The sequence below is a fragment of the Streptomyces sp. SID5464 genome, assembly GCF_009862985.1.
GTDB classification, from domain to species: Bacteria; Actinomycetota; Actinomycetes; order Streptomycetales; family Streptomycetaceae; genus Streptomyces; species Streptomyces chartreusis_D.
This window is the reverse complement of sequence record NZ_WWIQ01000022.1, coordinates 76,437-92,748: the sequence shown is the minus strand read 5'-3', so window position 1 is coordinate 92,748 and position 16,312 is coordinate 76,437. Positions and strand designations below refer to the sequence as shown.

17 protein-coding genes are annotated in these 16,312 nt (G+C 72.0%); 11 read left to right on the top strand and 6 right to left on the bottom strand.

The window, feature by feature from the left end; all coding sequences use genetic code 11:
* Positions 1-104 precede the first annotated feature (104 nt).
* The 6 genes from GTY47_RS15985 to GTY47_RS15960 all read left to right on the top strand — a co-directional run bounded on the left by GTY47_RS15985 (position 105) and on the right by GTY47_RS15960 (position 6,437).
* Positions 105-1,106: an alpha/beta hydrolase gene (locus GTY47_RS15985; RefSeq protein WP_010032060.1), complete on the top strand. Its 1,002-nt coding sequence runs from the start codon at positions 105-107 to the stop codon at positions 1,104-1,106.
* A complete protein-coding gene (locus tag GTY47_RS15980) occupies positions 1,099-2,307 on the top strand; it encodes an acyltransferase (RefSeq protein WP_029180618.1) in 1,209 nt (402 codons plus the stop codon). Before GTY47_RS15985 ends, GTY47_RS15980 begins: the two co-directional genes overlap by 8 nt.
* Complete coding sequence (locus GTY47_RS15975; RefSeq protein ID WP_040902317.1) at positions 2,300-3,664, top strand: sensor histidine kinase; 1,365 nt, start codon at positions 2,300-2,302, stop codon at positions 3,662-3,664. Before GTY47_RS15980 ends, GTY47_RS15975 begins: the two co-directional genes overlap by 8 nt.
* Positions 3,661-4,344 (top strand): response regulator transcription factor, encoded by a 684-nt coding sequence (locus GTY47_RS15970; RefSeq protein WP_010032056.1) that lies wholly within the window; start codon positions 3,661-3,663, stop codon positions 4,342-4,344. Before GTY47_RS15975 ends, GTY47_RS15970 begins: the two co-directional genes overlap by 4 nt.
* 90 nt (positions 4,345-4,434) lie before the next feature.
* Complete coding sequence (locus GTY47_RS15965; RefSeq protein WP_029180617.1) at positions 4,435-5,775, top strand: histidine kinase; 1,341 nt, start codon at positions 4,435-4,437, stop codon at positions 5,773-5,775.
* Entirely contained in the window at positions 5,772-6,437 is a 666-nt protein-coding gene (locus tag GTY47_RS15960; protein ID WP_010032053.1) for a response regulator transcription factor, read from the top strand. The genes GTY47_RS15965 and GTY47_RS15960 overlap by 4 nt, the downstream gene beginning before the upstream one ends.
* Before the next feature lie 58 nt (positions 6,438-6,495).
* Here GTY47_RS15960 and GTY47_RS15955 read toward each other — a convergent pair whose 3' ends face one another.
* Positions 6,496-6,873 (bottom strand): SH3 domain-containing protein, encoded by a 378-nt coding sequence (locus GTY47_RS15955; RefSeq protein WP_010032051.1) that lies wholly within the window; start codon positions 6,871-6,873, stop codon positions 6,496-6,498.
* Between the two features lie 136 nt (positions 6,874-7,009).
* Between GTY47_RS15955 and GTY47_RS15950 the strand changes: the two genes are divergently transcribed.
* Positions 7,010-8,230: a cytochrome P450 gene (locus GTY47_RS15950; RefSeq protein WP_010032049.1), complete on the top strand. Its 1,221-nt coding sequence runs from the start codon at positions 7,010-7,012 to the stop codon at positions 8,228-8,230.
* 22 nt (positions 8,231-8,252) lie between these two features.
* Here GTY47_RS15950 and GTY47_RS15945 read toward each other — a convergent pair whose 3' ends face one another.
* Complete coding sequence (locus GTY47_RS15945; protein WP_010032047.1) at positions 8,253-9,851, bottom strand: ABC transporter permease; 1,599 nt, start codon at positions 9,849-9,851, stop codon at positions 8,253-8,255.
* A complete protein-coding gene (locus GTY47_RS15940; RefSeq protein WP_010032046.1) occupies positions 9,848-10,750 on the bottom strand; it encodes an ABC transporter ATP-binding protein in 903 nt (300 codons plus the stop codon). Before GTY47_RS15940 ends, GTY47_RS15945 begins: the two co-directional genes overlap by 4 nt.
* 73 nt (positions 10,751-10,823) lie before the next feature.
* Between GTY47_RS15940 and GTY47_RS15935 the strand changes: the two genes are divergently transcribed.
* On the top strand, positions 10,824-11,321 hold the full coding sequence (locus tag GTY47_RS15935) for a helix-turn-helix domain-containing protein (RefSeq protein WP_029180616.1): 498 nt from the start codon (positions 10,824-10,826) through the stop codon (positions 11,319-11,321).
* Between the two features lie 94 nt (positions 11,322-11,415).
* Entirely contained in the window at positions 11,416-12,021 is a 606-nt protein-coding gene (locus tag GTY47_RS15930; protein WP_231911141.1) for a Uma2 family endonuclease, read from the top strand.
* A gap of 1 nt (position 12,022) precedes the next feature.
* Here the strand turns inward: GTY47_RS15930 and GTY47_RS15925 are convergent, their stop codons facing one another.
* Positions 12,023-12,886 carry a hypothetical protein gene (locus GTY47_RS15925; RefSeq protein ID WP_010032042.1) on the bottom strand — a complete coding sequence of 288 codons (864 nt, stop codon included), beginning with the start codon at positions 12,884-12,886 and terminating at the stop codon, positions 12,023-12,025.
* 186 nt (positions 12,887-13,072) lie between these two features.
* Between GTY47_RS15925 and GTY47_RS15920 the strand changes: the two genes are divergently transcribed.
* A complete protein-coding gene (locus GTY47_RS15920; protein ID WP_010032040.1) occupies positions 13,073-14,356 on the top strand; it encodes an adenylosuccinate synthase in 1,284 nt (427 codons plus the stop codon).
* Positions 14,357-14,527: 171 nt separating this feature from the next.
* Positions 14,528-14,818: a DUF3303 family protein gene (locus GTY47_RS15915; protein WP_010032038.1), complete on the top strand. Its 291-nt coding sequence runs from the start codon at positions 14,528-14,530 to the stop codon at positions 14,816-14,818.
* Between the two features lie 2 nt (positions 14,819-14,820).
* On the opposite strand, the gene GTY47_RS15910 is transcribed toward GTY47_RS15915, so the two are convergent.
* Together GTY47_RS15910 and GTY47_RS15905 are read right to left on the bottom strand one after the other, a co-directional pair.
* Positions 14,821-15,471: a hypothetical protein gene (locus GTY47_RS15910; RefSeq protein ID WP_010032037.1), complete on the bottom strand. Its 651-nt coding sequence runs from the start codon at positions 15,469-15,471 to the stop codon at positions 14,821-14,823.
* 122 nt (positions 15,472-15,593) lie between these two features.
* Positions 15,594-16,295, bottom strand: coding sequence for a GntR family transcriptional regulator (locus GTY47_RS15905; RefSeq protein ID WP_010032036.1), 702 nt, complete (start codon positions 16,293-16,295; stop codon positions 15,594-15,596).
* Positions 16,296-16,312 lie beyond the last annotated feature (17 nt).

The window sequence follows — 16,312 nt, the reverse complement described above, 5'->3', positions numbered from 1 at the left end:
CCAGGCCGCGGGTGAGCTCCGCGGTGTGACGCGGACGACGAGTCCCGGTCCGTAACTTCCCTTCCACGCAGACCCGATGGCCGGGTGGGCGGGAGGGGACGACCATGGGGTTCGCGGCGGAACACGGCTGGGGTGAAGGCGCTCGGCGCCGCGGCCACCGATGGCGGCGGGCCGCGCTCGCCGCCCTCATCACCGGTGCGGTGGTGTTCCCCCTCTCCGCGGCGGGGCGCCCGGAGATCCCCGCGCCCGCACCCGCCTCCCTCGCACCGCTCAGCGCGTCGACGCTCGACGAGGCGTACGCGGCCAACCGTGCCAACGCCGCCGAAGCGGCCCGCATGGCCGCCGCCCACCACGACCGGGACCGGGCCGCGACGGACCGTCACCTGGCCGCCCCGGCCCGGCACCTCCTCCTCTTCGACGGCCGTGGTTCCGGCCGGGTGACGGAGGTGCTGGGCGACCTCGCCCGCGCCGACCGCATCGCCGTCCTGGTCCCCGGCTCCGACACGAGCCTCGACACCTACGGCCGGTTCCACGCGGCCGCCGCCGCCCTGTACGGCCGGCTCGAACGGGAGGCCCCCGAGGGCACGCGCACGGCGGTCGTGGCCTGGCTGGGCTACGAGACGCCGGGCACGGTGAGCACGACGGTCACGACGACGGGCAGGGCGGAGCAGGCGGCCCCGCGGCTGCGCGGGCTCGTCGCCGACCTGCGCGCCGTAACGGGCGGCGGACCGCGCATCTCCCTGCTGTGCCACTCGTACGGCTCGGTCGTCTGCGGCCGGGCCGCCGCCGGGCTCGCCGTCGACGACATCGCGCTCGTCGGCAGTCCCGGCACCGGCGCGGACTCCGTGGCCGCCCTGCACACCCGCGCCCGCGTCTGGGCGGCCCGCGGCGGCGACGACTGGGTGGAGAACGTCCCGCACGTCAGCGCGGACCTGTTCGGCACCACCGTCGGCTTCGGCACCGACCCCGTCTCCCCGGCCTTCGGCGCCCGGGTGTTCGCGGTCGGCGACGGCGGCCACAGCGACTACTTCAGACCCGGCACGACCTCCCTGACCAACCTGGCCCGGATCGTCCTGGGCGAGACCAAGGCGGTGACCCATGACTGACGTCGGAGTACGAGGAGTCCGGCACCGGGTGCGCCGTGGCGCCGAACGCGTCGCCGCGGCCACCCCGGCCGACCGTGACCGGGCCGTGGACGCCCTGCGCGCCGCCGCGGTCCTCGGCGTCGTCCTCGGGCACTGGCTGGTCACGGCCCTGGTCGCCGACAGCGGCACCCTGCGCTCGGCGAGTCCTCTCCAGCACATGCCCTGGCTGACGCCCGTCTCCTGGCTGTTCCAGACGCTCGCCGTGTTCTTCCTGGTCGGCGGCCATGTCGCGACCCGCAGCCTGGCCTCGGCCCGGGCCCGTGGCATCCCGTACCACCGCTGGCTGGCGGCCCGGCTGACCCGGCTGTTCACACCGGTCGCGGCCGTCCTCGGCCTGTGGACGGTCGCCGCACTCGCCCTGCTGCTGTCGGGCGCCGAGTTCGGGACGGTCCGGACGCTGGTGAAACTGGCCCTGTCCCCGCTGTGGTTCCTCGTGGTGTTCGCGGCCCTGACGGCGGCGACACCGCTGCTGACCCGGCTCAACCCGCTCTGGCCGCTGGCCGTCGTACTGCACGTGGACCTGTTGCGCTTCGGTCTCGGCGGCCCTTCCTGGCTGGGCTGGGTGAACGTGGCCGCGGGCTGGCTGGTGCCCTTCACGCTGGGCGCGGCCTGGACCCGGGGCGAGCTGGAGCGGCGCCGCGCGGGCTGGATCCTGCTGGCCGGCGGTGCCGTGGCGACCGCGGGGCTCGTCGCGTGGGCGGGCTATCCGGCGTCGATGGTCGGCGTCCCGGGCGAGGGCATGTCCAACCTGGACCCGCCGACGCTGGCGGTCGTCACCTTCGGGCTGGCCCAGTGCGGTCTCGCCCTGCTGCTGCGCGAGCGGCTGCGGCGGGCGATGCGCCGGCCCGTGGCGTGGGCGGCGGTGGCCCTCGTCAACCTCTCCGCGATGACCATCTTCCTGTGGCACCAGACGGCCCTGATGGCCACGACGGCCACCGGCCTCCTCGCCGGCCGGCTCCCCGGTCTGCACACGCCGCCCGACAGCCTCGGCTGGGTCGGGGCCCGGCTGCTCTGGCTGCCCGTGTTCGCCCTGGCCCTCGCCGTCTGCTGGGCCGCCTTCCGGTCCTGCGAGCGGAGTGGTGGCCGGAGCCGGCGGTCGCGGGTGGTGCGGGCGCACCGTCCGTCCGACCGGGCAACAGCGGTGGAGGCGCGCCATGTCTAGGCTGGGGCGCGTGACGGACACGGGGGTGGGCCGCGCGCTGCGGGCGCGCGTCGGGGGCTGGCTGCGGGTGCTGCGCGAGGACCTGTGGACCCTCCGGGCAGATCCGCTGCCGCCCTCCACCTGGCTGCGCTGGCTGCCCCACGGACTGGTGTGCCTGGCGGCATTCGGCGTCACGGTCGGCGGCACCGGCGACATGAACGACAACGGCCATCTCGGCCCCAACCTGGCCTTCCTGGTGGCGGCCGGGCAGGGCGGCGCCATGGTCCTGGGACTGTGGCGGCCGGTGCCGGCGTGGTGGCTGTCCATGGGCGCCTTCGTCGTGGGAGCCGTGGCGGTGCGCGGCCGGCTCGGTTTCGACCCGGAGACCTACACCTGGCCCTGGACCGCGGCCGGCATCGTCGCCGAGATGTTCGTGCTGCTGCTGCTCGCCCTGCGGGTGCCCACCCGCGCGGCGATAGCGACCCTGGCGGTGACCGCGCTGCTCACCTACGGGCTGGAGGGCCTGCGGGACGCGGAGCGCTACGACACCACCGGCGTGCTCTCACTCTCCCTGTTCGCCGTCGTCGTGGTCGTCGGCACCGCCCTGCGCGGTCGCCGCGAGGCCCGCGCGCAACTGGTCGAGCAGACCACGCTCACCGCCGAGGAGCGCACCCGGCGCACCCTGCTGGAAGAGCGCAGCCGCATCGCCCGGGAGCTGCACGACGTGGTGGCCCACCACATGTCGGTCATCTCCATCCAGGCGCAGGTCGCCCCGCACCTCGTCGAGAACCCGCCCGACGAACTCAAGGAGAACCTCGCCGGTATCCGGCAGAACGCGCTGGAGGCGCTGACCGAGCTGCGCCGGGTGCTGGGCGTGCTGCGCTCCGAGCAGGCCGAACCGGGGGATCCCGCCGGCCACGCCCCGCAGCCCACCCTCGACCGGCTCGACGCGCTGGTGGAGAACACCCGGGCCGCCGGCCGCGAGGTCATCACCGAGATCAACGGCGAGCGGCGGCCGCTGCCGCCCGGCGTGGAGCTGTCGGCGTACCGGATCGTGCAGGAGGCGCTGAGCAACGTCCTGCGGCACGCGCCCGGCGCGCGAGCCACGGTCCGTCTCACGTATCAGCCGGACGGGCTGGAGGTGGAGGTCGTCAACGGCCGGCCGACCGGGCCCGCACCGCCCTCGACGGGAGCCGGGCACGGACTGCTCGGCATGCGGGAGCGGGTCGCGATGCTCGGTGGCACCATGACGGCGCACCCGTGGCACTGGGACGGCTTCAAGGTGACCGCGTTCCTTCCGGACACGCCGCCCGCCGACGCCCCGGGCACCACTCGTTCCACCGGCACCACCACCGATCCCCCGGGAGGGACCCCATGACGAGCAGCGCCGGCCGACCCATCCGGGTTCTCATCGTCGACGACCAGGCGATGGTCCGGCAGGGCTTCACCGTGCTGCTCGGCACCCAGCCCGACATAGAGGTCGTGGGCGAGGCGAAGGACGGAGAGGGCGGCGTCGCGAGGGCCGCCGAGACCGCCCCGGACGTCGTCCTCATGGACATCCGCATGCCCGGGATCGGCGGCATCGAGGCCACCGAGCGCATCACGACCGCGAACCCGGACGTCAAGGTGCTGGTGCTCACCACCTTCGACCTCGACGAGTACGTGTACGACGCGCTGCGCGCCGGAGCCTCCGGGTTCCTGCTGAAGGACGCGTCGTCGGAGCAGCTCGCCGAGGCGGTCCGGGTGATCGCGGCCGGTGACGCGCTGCTCGCCCCGGTCATCACCCGCAAGCTGATCGCCGAGTTCTCCCGGCTGGACGACCGGCCCCGCGCCCCGCTCAAGGAGCGGATCGGTGACCTGACCGAGCGGGAGACGGAGGTGCTCGCCCTGATCGCGCAGGGCCTGTCGAACGGGGAGATCTCCCGGCACCTGTTCGTCGCCGAGCAGACGGTGAAGACCCATGTGGGCCGGATCCTGGTGAAGCTGGGCCTGCGGGACCGGACGCAGGCGGCGGTGTTCGCCTACGAGTCGGGGCTGGTCCGGCCGTCGGGGTACTAGGCGCAGGCCCCGTAGTACCTGAGGGGGACTCCGGGGGACCCCTCTCCAAGGGGACGACCGCGACCCGGGGGCGCGCTTACCGTTCTGTACGTGACCGAGACGACTCACATGCAGACCACGCCGCCGGGGGACAGGGCGAAAGCGCGCAGCCCGGAGTACCGGGTGGCCGTGGATTCCCTGCGCGGGCTGCGGCAGGACCTCTTCCACAACGCGTTCGCCTACCGGCCGCTGCCGCGCAGACGCACGGACGGGCGGATCATCCGACGGCTGCCCGCCCGCCTGAGGGAGTACGCGACCTGGACACCGCACGCCCTGATAGCCATGGCGGCCCTGATCACCCTGCTCCTCTCCAGCGTCGACACCGACGGCGAGGTGCTGCTGATCGCTCCGCTGACCGTGCTCCCTGTCCTGCTGACCATGATCCGGCCGGTCGGAGCATTCTGGGCGTCCATGGCATCCACTCCCTTGGCCGCCGTGCTCGGCAGCAACTGGGGCGAGTGGCCCTGGGCGGCAGGCAGTTTCGCCTGCCACCTGACGGTGCTGACGGTCGTGGCCATGCGTACCAGGCCGCGTACGGCCGGGTGGATGTGGGCGCTGACGGCGCTGTACGCGCTCATCGCGGACACCGGCATCGGCCCGACCTACGTGTACGGCACCAACTCCGGTCCGATGCTGGTGTTCTCGGCCATGATCCTGCTCTGCGTCACCGTCTGGCACATCCGCCGCCACGCGGAGCAGGAGGTCACCGCGCAGCAGACGGTCACCGCGCACGAGCGCTCCCGCCGCACGCTGCTGGAGGAGCGCACGACGATCGCGCGCGAGCTGCACGACGTGGTCGCCCACCACATGTCGGTGGTCGCCATCCAGGCGGAGGCCGCACCCTACCGGGTGGAGAACCCGCCGCCGGAGCTTGAGAAGGCCTTCGCCACGATCCGGGAGAACGCGGTGGCGGCCCTGACCGAGCTGCGCCGTGTCCTGGGCGTCGTCCGCGCCGAGGACTACGAGGCCCCGGACGCCCCGCAGCCCACGCTCGCCGACCTGGAGGGGCTGCTGGCCAATGTGCGGGAGGCCGGTTCGGGGGTCGAGAAGGTGGTGACCGGCGCGGTGCGCGAGCTGCCGCAGGGCGTGGAACTGTCGGCGTACCGGATCGTGCAGGAGGCCCTCAGCAACACCCTGCGGCACGCGCCGGGTGCGAGCGCCCGCGTCGAGATCGGGTACGTGCTCGGCGGCCTGGGCCTGCGCATAGTCAACGGGCCGCCGCCGAACCCGAGCCTGATCAAGCCCTCGCCGGGCGCCGGACACGGCATCACGGGCATGCGGGAGCGCGTGACGATGCTGAGCGGTGAGATGACGGCGGGCCCGACGGACGACGGAGGTTACGAGGTGACGGTGTTCCTGCCGGTCGCCCTGCCGGACGAGGACGACGCATGACCATTCGCGTGCTGATCGCGGACGATCAGATGATGGTGCGCGAGGGCTTCTCGGTCCTGTTGAACGCGATGCCGGACATCGAGGTCGTCGGCGAGGCGGTGAACGGCCGGGAGGCCGTAGCGAAGGTCCGCGAACTCGCCCCGGACGTCGTGCTGATGGACATCCGCATGCCCGAGCTGAACGGCATCGAGGCGACCCGCGAGATCGTCGCCGCCGACGGCACGGCGAAGGTTCTGGTGCTCACCACCTTCGACCTCGACGAGTACGTCTACCAGGCGCTGCGCGCGGGGGCCTCCGGGTTCCTCCTCAAGGACGCCTCGGCCCGCCAGCTCGCCGACGGGGTGCGGATCGTGGCCTCCGGTGAGGCTCTCCTGGCCCCCTCGGTGACCAGGCGCCTGATCACCGAGTTCTCCAAGCTCTCCGAGACCCCGCGCCTGATGCCCTCCGCGCAGGCGGCGTACGGCGACCTCACCGACCGGGAGACGGAGGTGCTGGTCCTCATCGCGCAGGGCCTGTCGAACGGGGAGATCGCCGAGCGGCTGGTGGTCGCCGAGTCGACGATCAAGACGCACGTCAGCCGGATCCTGGTGAAGCTGGGGCTCAGGGACCGGACGCAGGCGGCGGTGTTCGCGTACGAGGCGCGGCTGGTGACGCCCGGCTAGCCGGGGGGGGGCGTCGCCCCGCAGGCCCGTGGGCCCGGGGGCGACGGACAAGGCCGGATCAGTCCAGCTGCATCGGCGTGCAGTCGCTCACGTACGACTTGGAAACCCAGCCGGTGGTGCCCTTGGCCAGCCCGCTCTTGGACTTCTGGCCCAGCTTCAGCTTGATCCAGGAGCCCTTGGTGCCGACCTTCTTGCCCCAGTCGTTCTTGTGGAGGAGGCCCTTGGACTTGTAGCCGGTGCCGGGGCCCGTGCGGAAGTTCACGCCACTGCCCTTGTAGACGTAGTAGTAGACGCGCGGCTTGCAGGGCATCTCGGCGGCGGTGGCGGCCGGGGCGGTGGTCGCGGCCGCGCCGGCGGTCAGCGACAGGGCCAGCACGGCCGAGGCGGCCAGACGGGCGGGGACGCGGGTGCGGAGCTTGGCTCGCTGCTGTGTCATGAAGTTTTTCCCTCGCGTAAGGCTTGTGCCGCTCAGGCGGCACGCCCAGCTTAACGATCTTGATTGCTCGGCCGGTCCGCCGGTCCAGCCCGAACCCCCCTGGTCAGGGACGGGGGTGGGGAGCTAGCGTCCGTCCATGGCAGCTGCTCTGGACCTCGCGTTCGACCCGTGGGACCCGGCGTTCCTCGCCGACCCCTACCCCGCCTACGCCGAGCTGCGTGCGCGGGGCCGGGTGCACTACTACGAGCCCACGAACCAGTGGCTCGTCCCGCACCACGCGGACGTCTCGGCGCTGCTGCGGGACCGGCGCCTGGGCCGGACGTACCAGCACCGGTTCACGCACGAGGAGTTCGGCCGCACCGCGCCCCAGCCGGAGCAGGAGCCGTTCCACACGCTGAACGACCACGGGATGCTCGACCTGGAGCCGCCGGACCACACCCGGATCCGGCGCCTGGTGTCGAAGGCGTTCACGCCGCGCACGGTGGAGCGGCTGAAGCCGTACGTGCGGGGCCTGGCGGACGAGCTCGCCTCGGCCCTGGCCGAAGCGGGCGGCGGGGACCTGCTGAAGGACGTCGCCGAGCCCCTCCCGGTGGCGGTGATCGCGGAGATGCTCGGCATCCCCGAGTCCGACCGGGCCCCGCTGCGGCCCTGGTCGGCGGACATCTGCGGGATGTACGAGCTGAACCCCTCGCAGGAGACGGCGGCGAAGGCGGTCAGGGCCTCGGTGGAGTTCTCCGACTACCTGCGCGACCTGATCGCGGCCCGCCGCAAGGAGCCCGGCGATGACCTCATCTCGGGCCTCATCGCGGCCCATGACGAGGGCGACCGCCTCACCGAGCAGGAGATGATCTCGACGGCGGTCCTCCTGCTCAACGCCGGCCACGAGGCCACGGTGAACGCCACGGTCAACGGCTGGTACGCCCTGTTCCGCAACCCGGCCCAGCTGGAGCTGCTGCGCGCGGACCACACGCTCATCCCCTCCGCCGTCGAGGAACTGATGCGCTACGACACCCCGCTCCAGCTCTTCGAGCGCTGGGTCCTGGACGAGATCGAACTCGCCGGCACGACGATCCCCCGCGGCGCGGAGGTCGCCCTGCTCTTCGGCTCCGCCAACCACGACCCGGAGGTCTTCACCGACCCGGGCCGACTCGACCTCGGCCGTGAGGACAACCCCCACATCTCCTTCAGCGCCGGCATCCACTACTGCATCGGCGCACCCCTGGCCCGCATCGAACTGGCGGCGTCGATGGGGGCGCTGCTGGAGAGGGCGCCGACGCTGCGCCTGGCCGCCGAGCCCGTCCGTAAGCCGAACTTCGTGATCAGGGGGCTGGAGGGGCTGGCCGTCGAGGTGGGGTGATCAGCCGTTCCTGATCACCCGCTCAGGTGGTCATGTCCCGCCTCCGCAACCCCGCCAGCCCTGCCGCCACCAGCACCACCGCCAGTCCGGTCAGCACCACGACCGGCCCCCATTCCATGGACCCTCCCGGCAGCTTGGGCAGGTGCCCGAACGGCGAGATGTCCAGCACCGCCTGCGGTACGTCCAGGGCGGGGCCGACCCAGCCGATCAGCAGGACCGCTCCGGCCACGGCCCATGCCGCCGCAGCTCCCCGGGGCAGTACGCCGTGCAGCAGCACCGCCACCCCGCCGATCACCCAGACCGCCGGCAGCTGCACCAGGCACGCGCCCAGGATCGGGCCGGCCTCCTTGCCGTAGCCGGCGGCCAGGCCGAGGCCGGCCAGCAGCATGATCAGGGCGGCCCCGCCGAAGGCGATCACCAGATGCCCGGCGGCCCAGCGCAGGCGGCCCACCGCGTTCGCCAGCACCGGTTCCGCCCGGCCGGAGGTCTCCTCGCCGTGCAGACGGAGCACCGACGCGACGATGTACAGCGCCGCGACCAGGCCGAGCATGCCGGTCATCGAGGCGAGGAACGTGTCCGTCAGCCCGGACCGGCCGCCCATCCGCTCGAAGATCCGCCGGGCGTTCTCGTTGTCGCCGACCAGGTCGGCCGCGCCCTCGGTCATGCCGCCGTAGACGACCCCGGCGAGGAGGAAACCGATGCTCCAGCCCAGCACGCCGCCCCGCTGCAACCGCCAGGCCAGCGCTTCCGCGCTGCCCAGGCGGCCGGACGCGGGGCCCGGCCGGGTGGGCAGGAAGCTCATGCCGATGTCCCGGCGGCCGGCCAGCCCGTACGCGACCGCGCCCTGGAGCAGGACCGCCCCGGCGAGCAGCGCCAGCACCCACCAGCGCTCGCCTGCGTACGGCCGCAGGTTCTCCAGCCAGCCCAGCGGCGACACCCACGTCAGCACCGACGAACCGTCGTCCGTCGCCGCGTCGCCCGCCGCGCGCAGCACGAACACGGCGCCCAGCACCGCCGCCGTCAGACCGCGGGCCAGCCGGGCGCTCTCCGTGAGCTGGGCGACGATCGCCGCCATCGTGGCGAAGACCATCCCCACCCCGGCGATGCCGAGGCCCAGGGCCAGTGCCCCGGCAGCACCGTGTCCGGCCAGCCCGGCGGTCAGCAGCAGCGCCAGGACCGCGTTCGCGACCGCCGCCGCCAGCAGGGCCGCCGTGAGGGAGGCCCGGCGGCCCACCGTCCCGGACGCGACCAGCTCCTGACGGCCGCTCTCCTCCTCGTCGCGGGTGTGCCGCACGACGACCAGCAGGCTCATCACGGCGGCCAGGGCGCCCGCGTAGACGCCGACCCGCCAGGCCGTCAGCGCGCCCAGTGAGTCGTCGAAGACCGGGCCGACCATCGCGCGCAGCGAGGAGTTGGTCCCCATCTGCCGGATCAGGTCGGCACGTTCGGCCGGGGTGCCGTACAGGCCCTCCAGCGTGCCCGGCATCGAGAGGACCATCAGCGCGTTCACCGCGATCCACACCGGGATCACCAGCCGGTCCCGGCGCAGCGCGAACCGCAACAAGGTCCTGGTACCCGCCAGTTGACGTGAGCTGCCGGGCCTCACCGCGAAGGCCGTCATCGGACCGCCGCCTCCGCCTCGTCCTGGTAGTGCCGCAGGAACAGTTCCTCCAGCGTCGGCGGCGTCGACGTCAGCGACCGTACGCCCGACTCGCTCAGGGACCGCAGGACGGCGTCCAGCCCGTCGGTGTCGACCTGGAGCCGGACCCGGCTTCCCCGTACGTCGAGGTCGTGGACGCCCGGCAGGTTCGCCAGCCCGTCGGGCGGGCCCGCGAGTTCGGCGACGACACTGGTGCGGGTCAGGTGGCGCAGGTCGGCGAGCGAACCCGACTCGACGGTGCGGCCGTTGCGGATGATGCTCACCCGGTCGCACAGCTCCTCGACCTCGCTCAGGATGTGGGAGGAGAGCAGGACGGTCCGGCCCCGGTCGCGCTCCTCCTCGACGCAGCGCTGGAAGACCTCCTCCATCAGCGGGTCCAGGCCCGAGGTCGGCTCGTCCAGGATCAGCAGGTCGACGTCCGAGGCGAACGCGGCGACCAGGGCGACCTTCTGCCGGTTGCCCTTGGAGTAGGTGCGGCCCTTCTTGGTGGGGTCGAGTTCGAACCGCTCGATCAGCTCCGCGCGGCGCCGGGAGTCCAGCCCTCCGCGCAGCCTGCCGTACAGGTCGATGACCTCGCCGCCGGAGAGGTTGCGCCACAGCGTCACGTCCCCGGGGACGTAGGCGATCCGGCGGTGCGCCTCCACCGCGTCCGTCCAGGGGTCGTGGCCCAGCACCTGCGCGGCGCCCGAGTCGGCACGCAGCAGCCCGAGCAGGATCCGGATGGTGGTGGACTTCCCGGCGCCGTTGGGGCCGAGGAAGCCGTGGACCTCGCCGGAGGCGACCTCCAGATCGAGCCCGTCGAGTGCGTGCGTCCGCCCGAAGGACTTGTGCAGCCCGGAGACGGTGATGGCCTTCGTCATGCTTCAGAACGTACGCTTCCTTCAGAAATTTGTGAAGTTAATGAAGCGTATGAATCATGGATACGATGGGCGCATGACGCAATCAGCCGGGAACGCGCGGGACGCGGAGGCCGTGTCGAGGTTCGTGGAGTCCTTCGCGGCGCAGCTCGTCGAGGCGGGACTGCCGCGGATGCCCGCCCGGGTCTTCGCCGCGCTGCTCTCCTCGGACGAGGGTGCGATGACCTCCGCGGACCTGGGCGAGCAGCTGCGGATCAGTCCCGCGGCGGTGTCCGGGGCCGTGCGGTATCTGGCGCAGCAGCACATGGTCTCGCGCGAACGGGAGCCGGGTTCGCGCCGGGAGCGCTACCGGGTGCACGGCAACCAGTGGTACGAGGCCCTGACCAACCGGGAGGCGGTCATCCAGCGCTGGGAAGGCGCCCTGCGTGACGGCGTCACCAGCCTCGGCGCCGACACCCCGGCCGGCCGCCGGATGGCCGAGACGCTGGCGTTCTTCGAGTTCGTGGAGGCCGAGATCGTGGCGATGATGGAACGGTGGCGGGTGCACCGGGAGAAGACGTTCGGGGCCGAGTGAGTACCTCCCGGAAACCGATCACGGATGCGTGAGCAGTTGACTACGCTGAGTGGCGTCTGGTCCGGGTCGAAGGGGAGGGCGCATCATGACACTCATGGCAGAGCGACCGGTGATGAGCGGCACCAGGCCCCGCAGTGACTTCGAGGAGCTTCTGGACCTCCTCGACGAGCTGAACGTGCCCGACGGCTACAAGGCCGAGATCGTCAGGGGGAGCATCGTCGTGTCGCCGTGGTCCAAGGGGTACTACCTCGACGTCATGGAACTGGTCTGTGACCAGCTGCGGCCCCATCTGCCCGAAGGGCACCGAATCAGCTGCGCGCCGTTTCTGTATGCGTTTCCCGGGTCCGAATCCGCGTACGGACCCGACATCCACGCAGCTCACCGTCGGGCGTACCGGACCACGAGCAACCGGCTTGACCACGAAGCCCTGTCCTTCGTCGCCGAGCTCACCTCCCCCTCCACCCGGACCGACGACCTGACCGACAAGGCCGATGTCTACGGCAAGGCGGGCGTCCCCGTCTATCTGATTCTCGACATGCAGGAGCAGCAGGCCGTCGTCCACGGGTCGCCCTCGGCCAAGGGGTACCAGCTGCGCCTCACCAAGCCCTTCGGCGAGAAGCTCGCCATCCCGGACCCGTTCGGCTGCACACTCGACACCGCCGGTTTCACGGCCCCCGAGCAGGAGGAAGCCGAGGGCTGACTCACGGCGCCGCCGGCACCGTCAGCCCCCACGCCCCTTCCCGCACCACCCACGTCCGTGTCCGTACGGGCCCCGACACGACCGTGTCCGCGCGGTACCGGAAATGCGCCCCCGAGACGGTCACCGACCGGCCCTCCGCGAGCAGGGGCGAGGCCTCGGCGCCCACCGACACCGGGCGGACCTCCACCGCCGCCAGACCGGAGGCCGAGGGCGACACCGACACCGCCTCGACCGGCTGGTGCAGGTCGACGAGGGTCTCGCCGTCGACCTCGACCCGCAGCCGGGACGGCCCGGGCTCGGGCGCGGAGGCGAGCCGGGACGGCCGGGCGGCCGGGACCAGGGTGCGTACCAGGGACTGGCAGGTCCGCAGCCAGGGGCGGCCCGGCACGGTCTCGGGGTCCGGCGCCTCAGGGCCGGCCGTCACCGGAGGTATCCGCAGCGCGCCGAGCACCACCCCGTCGCTGTCGTCGACCAGCAGGTCCATCCGCCGCTCGACCCCGTCGAGCACCGCCCGCGCCGCCGCCACCGTCCCCGTCGGCACCCCCAGCGACCGGGCGAGGGACAGCGCGCCCCCGACCGGCACCACCGACAGCGCACACCCGGCCAGCTCCCGATGCCGGTGCAGCAGGGACACCGCGCGGATCAGGGCCCGGTCGTCGCCGACCAGGACCGGGCGCCGCGAGCCCCGCCGGGCCAGCGCCCGGGCGAACTCCTCCGGCCCGTCCGGCAGGCACAGTTTCACGGCCGCACCCGCTCCGAGCACGTCTTTCGCGATCCGGACGGACTCGCCGTCCGACCGACGGGCGACCGGGTCGATGACCACCAGCAGCTGCTCGGACGTCGCGGAAGTCGCCACCTCGGCCATGCCTCGCTTCCTCGGGTAGCATCTTTGTGCAAGAGCCCCTTGCGCTATTGCGCCAGGGGCTTCGTCTATTCCGGGGCATCCGGTCCGACGGTTGGCGGCCAACGGCGGTCGCGGTGCACGCGGTTTCCGAACCTCCGCGTTCGCCCTCGACCATGGACATGCCCCGCCCGGAAGGGGTGTACGCGCGTGCCCGCACTTGTGCTGCTCGGTGCTCAGTGGGGTGACGAAGGCAAGGGAAAGGCCACCGACCTGCTCGGTGGCTCGGTGGACTATGTAGTGCGCTACCAGGGCGGCAACAACGCCGGCCACACCGTGGTCGTGGGCGACCAGAAGTACGCCCTCCACCTGCTCCCTTCCGGAATCCTGTCTCCCGGCTGCACGCCGGTCATCGGTAACGGTGTCGTCGTCGACCCGTCGGTCCTGCTCTCCGAGCTGAGCGGTCTGAACGAGCGTGGTGTCGACACCTCCAAGCTCCTCCTCAGCGGAAACGCGCACATCATCACGCCGTACAACGTCACGGTGGACAAGGTGACGGAGCGTTTCCTCGGCAAGCGGAAGATCGGCACGACCGGGCGCGGCATCGGCCCGACCTACGCCGACAAGATCAACCGCGTCGGTATCCGCGTGCAGGACCTGTACGACGAGTCGATCCTCACGCAGAAGGTCGAGGCGGCCCTCGACGTCAAGAACCAGATCCTCACCAAGCTCTACAACCGGCGCGCGATCGCCGTCGACCAGGTCGTCGAGGAGCTGCTCGGCTACGCGGACAAGCTCGCGCCGTACGTCGCCGACACCGTCCTGGTCCTCAACCAGGCGCTGGAGGAGGACAAGGTCGTGCTGTTCGAGGGCGGTCAGGGCACGCTCCTCGACATCGACCACGGCACGTACCCCTTCGTCACCTCGTCCAACCCGACCGCGGGCGGCGCCTGCACGGGCGCGGGCGTGGGCCCGACGAAGATCAGCCGCGTCATCGGCATCCTCAAGGCCTACACCACCCGTGTCGGCGCGGGCCCGTTCCCGACGGAGCTGTTCGACGAGGACGGCGAGGCGCTGCGCCGGATCGGCGGCGAGCGCGGTGTCACCACCGGCCGTGACCGCCGCTGCGGCTGGTTCGACGCGGTGATCGCCCGCTACGCGACCCGGGTGAACGGCCTGACCGACTTCTTCCTCACCAAGCTCGACGTCCTCACCGGCTGGGAGCAGATCCCGGTGTGCGTGGCGTACGAGATCGACGGCAGGCGCGTCGAGGAGCTCCCCTACTCCCAGACCGACTTCCACCACGCGAAGCCGGTCTACGAGATGCTGCCGGGCTGGAGCGAGGACATCAGCAAGGCCAAGTCCTTCGCCGACCTGCCGAAGAACGCCCAGAGCTACGTCAAGGCGCTGGAGGAGATGTCCGGCGCCCCGATCTCCGCGATCGGCGTGGGCCCGGGCCGGGACGAGACGATCGAGATCAACTCGTTCCTGTAGCCGGACCGAGCGGCGAACACCCCGCGTCCCGGTGACCCTCGTGGTCGCCGGGACGTTCCGCTGTCTGCTCCCGTTGGAGCAATCAAAGGGCCTATCGGACAAATCGGGCCATACGCTGAGCTTGCGAATCGCAGCAGTCACCACCACGACGAGACAGAGGAAGTGAGTGCCATGCGCGTGATGGTCAAGGCGACGCTGGACACGGAAAAGGGCAACGAGGCGATCCTGGGCGGCAAGATGCCGCAGATCATCCAGGGGGCCATGGAGAAGCTCAGGCCGGAGGCGGCCTACTTCGGCCCCGCGGGCGGTCGCAGGACCTGTTTCATGGTCTTCGACATGCAGGACAGCTCCCAGCTCCCGCCCATGCTCGAACCGTTCTTCAACGATCTCAACGCCGAGATCGAGGTCTTCCCGGTCATGAACGGCGACGACCTGCAGAAGGGCCTCTCCCAGATGCGCTGACCTCAGCTGAAGACGATCATCGACCCCTGGGCCAGACTCCGCGTCACGGCCGCGTGCAGACCGAGCCAGACGTGGCGTTCCCTGGCGAAGGGGCTGGGATCGTACGGGGCCGGGACGGCGGGTTCCTCCAACTCCGTGGGCACGAGCGGCGGCTGGGGCGCGGCCGGCGGGTTGGACGGGTCGATGCCGATGGCCGGGGCGACCAGCTCCAGCTCCCGCAGCAGGGCGTGGGAGGAGCCCAGCGGACCGCCGCCCGCGAGGAGATCGTCGTCGGCGAGCGGGCTGGGGAAGTCGACGGGGACGTAGGCGCCCGCGTGGTCGTAGTGCCAGACGAGGTGCGACTGCTGGGCGGTCGACTCGAACATCTCCAGCAACTGCTCGTAGTCGCCGCCGAGTTCGTCCACGGGCGTCACCGGCAGGCCGCACACCTGGAGCAGGTAGGCGCGGCGCAGGAAGTGGAGCGCGTCGTAGTCGAAGCCCGCGACCGGGGCGACGTCGCCCGACAGTCCCGGCATGTACTGGTACACCGGCACCGGCGGCAGCCCGGCCTCGGCGAGCACCTTGTTGTATTGCGCGAGTTCCTCGGCGAACGGGTTGTCCGGCGTGTGGCACAAGACGTCGACGAGCGGTACCAGCCACAGGTCACAGGCCAAAGAAGGCTCCTCGCTCAGCTCGGTGGTCGGGTGGCGCGGTGGTCAGGGAAGGGTATCGGTGCGGCGCGGAAGCGGCTCCCGCCGTGCATGTCCCATACCCATACGGACAGATGCGACGCAGGTCATCCTGAGGCGAGGCGCTCGATCAGGGCGATGGAGTGGGCGTTGTAGCCGGCGATGATCGACCGGGCGGTGTCGGTGTCGCGGGAACCCAGGGCGTCGACCAGCTCGGTGTGGCCGGCCCACAGCTCGCCCCGCAGGTCGGTGAGCCGGCGCAGATGCTGCACCGCGCAGACCCAGGTCTGCACGCGCAGCCGGTGCAGAAAGTCGGCGAGGTAGGGGTTGCCGAAGAGGGCGGCGAGCTCGCGCCAGAAGCGCAGGTCGTAGCCGATGAGCACGGTGAGGTCACCGGCCGCGGCGGCGCGCTGCGCCTCCTCGCCGCGGCGCCGGACCCCGGCGAGCACGGCGGCGACCCGGGGATCGCCCGGCTGCACGGAGGGGTGCTGCCCGGCGGTGAGGGCGTGGAACATCCCCTCGATGACCAGGTCGCGGGCCTCGATCATGCCGCGGAAGTCCTCGGCCGAGTACTCGTGGACGCGGAAGCCGCGGTGCTGGTCGGCGTCGAGGAGCCCCTGCGCGGAGAGGTCGACCAGCGCCTCCCGGACCGGCGTGGCGGACACCCCGTACTGCTCGGCGATCTCCTTGACCGTGAACTCCTTCCCCGGCTGGAGCCGCCCCGCCAGCACCTCGTCACGAAGCGCGTCGGCGATCTGCTGCCGCAGGGTGCTGCGTGTCACGGCGCCGTTGCCGGAGCTGCGGGGCATGGTCAGGGCGTCTCCCT

Bases quoted from the DNA above. Each gene is read 5' to 3' on its own strand.
- GTY47_RS15960 (WP_010032053.1), top strand. From the start codon at position 5,772: ATGACCATTCGCGTGCTGATCGCGGACGATCAGATGATGGTGCGCGAG.
- GTY47_RS15915 (WP_010032038.1), top strand. From the start codon at position 14,528: ATGCGCGTGATGGTCAAGGCGACGCTGGACACGGAAAAGGGCAACGAG.
- GTY47_RS15935 (WP_029180616.1), top strand. From the start codon at position 10,824: ATGACGCAATCAGCCGGGAACGCGCGGGACGCGGAGGCCGTGTCGAGG.
- GTY47_RS15905 (WP_010032036.1), bottom strand. From the start codon at position 16,295: ATGCCCCGCAGCTCCGGCAACGGCGCCGTGACACGCAGCACCCTGCGG.
- GTY47_RS15940 (WP_010032046.1), bottom strand. From the start codon at position 10,750: ATGACGAAGGCCATCACCGTCTCCGGGCTGCACAAGTCCTTCGGGCGG.
- GTY47_RS15930 (WP_231911141.1), top strand. From the start codon at position 11,416: ATGGCAGAGCGACCGGTGATGAGCGGCACCAGGCCCCGCAGTGACTTC.
- GTY47_RS15950 (WP_010032049.1), top strand. From the start codon at position 7,010: ATGGCAGCTGCTCTGGACCTCGCGTTCGACCCGTGGGACCCGGCGTTC.
- GTY47_RS15975 (WP_040902317.1), top strand. From the start codon at position 2,300: ATGTCTAGGCTGGGGCGCGTGACGGACACGGGGGTGGGCCGCGCGCTG.
- GTY47_RS15925 (WP_010032042.1), bottom strand. From the start codon at position 12,886: ATGGCCGAGGTGGCGACTTCCGCGACGTCCGAGCAGCTGCTGGTGGTC.
- GTY47_RS15945 (WP_010032047.1), bottom strand. From the start codon at position 9,851: ATGACGGCCTTCGCGGTGAGGCCCGGCAGCTCACGTCAACTGGCGGGT.
- GTY47_RS15980 (WP_029180618.1), top strand. From the start codon at position 1,099: ATGACTGACGTCGGAGTACGAGGAGTCCGGCACCGGGTGCGCCGTGGC.
- GTY47_RS15970 (WP_010032056.1), top strand. From the start codon at position 3,661: ATGACGAGCAGCGCCGGCCGACCCATCCGGGTTCTCATCGTCGACGAC.
- GTY47_RS15985 (WP_010032060.1), top strand. From the start codon at position 105: ATGGGGTTCGCGGCGGAACACGGCTGGGGTGAAGGCGCTCGGCGCCGC.
- GTY47_RS15955 (WP_010032051.1), bottom strand. From the start codon at position 6,873: ATGACACAGCAGCGAGCCAAGCTCCGCACCCGCGTCCCCGCCCGTCTG.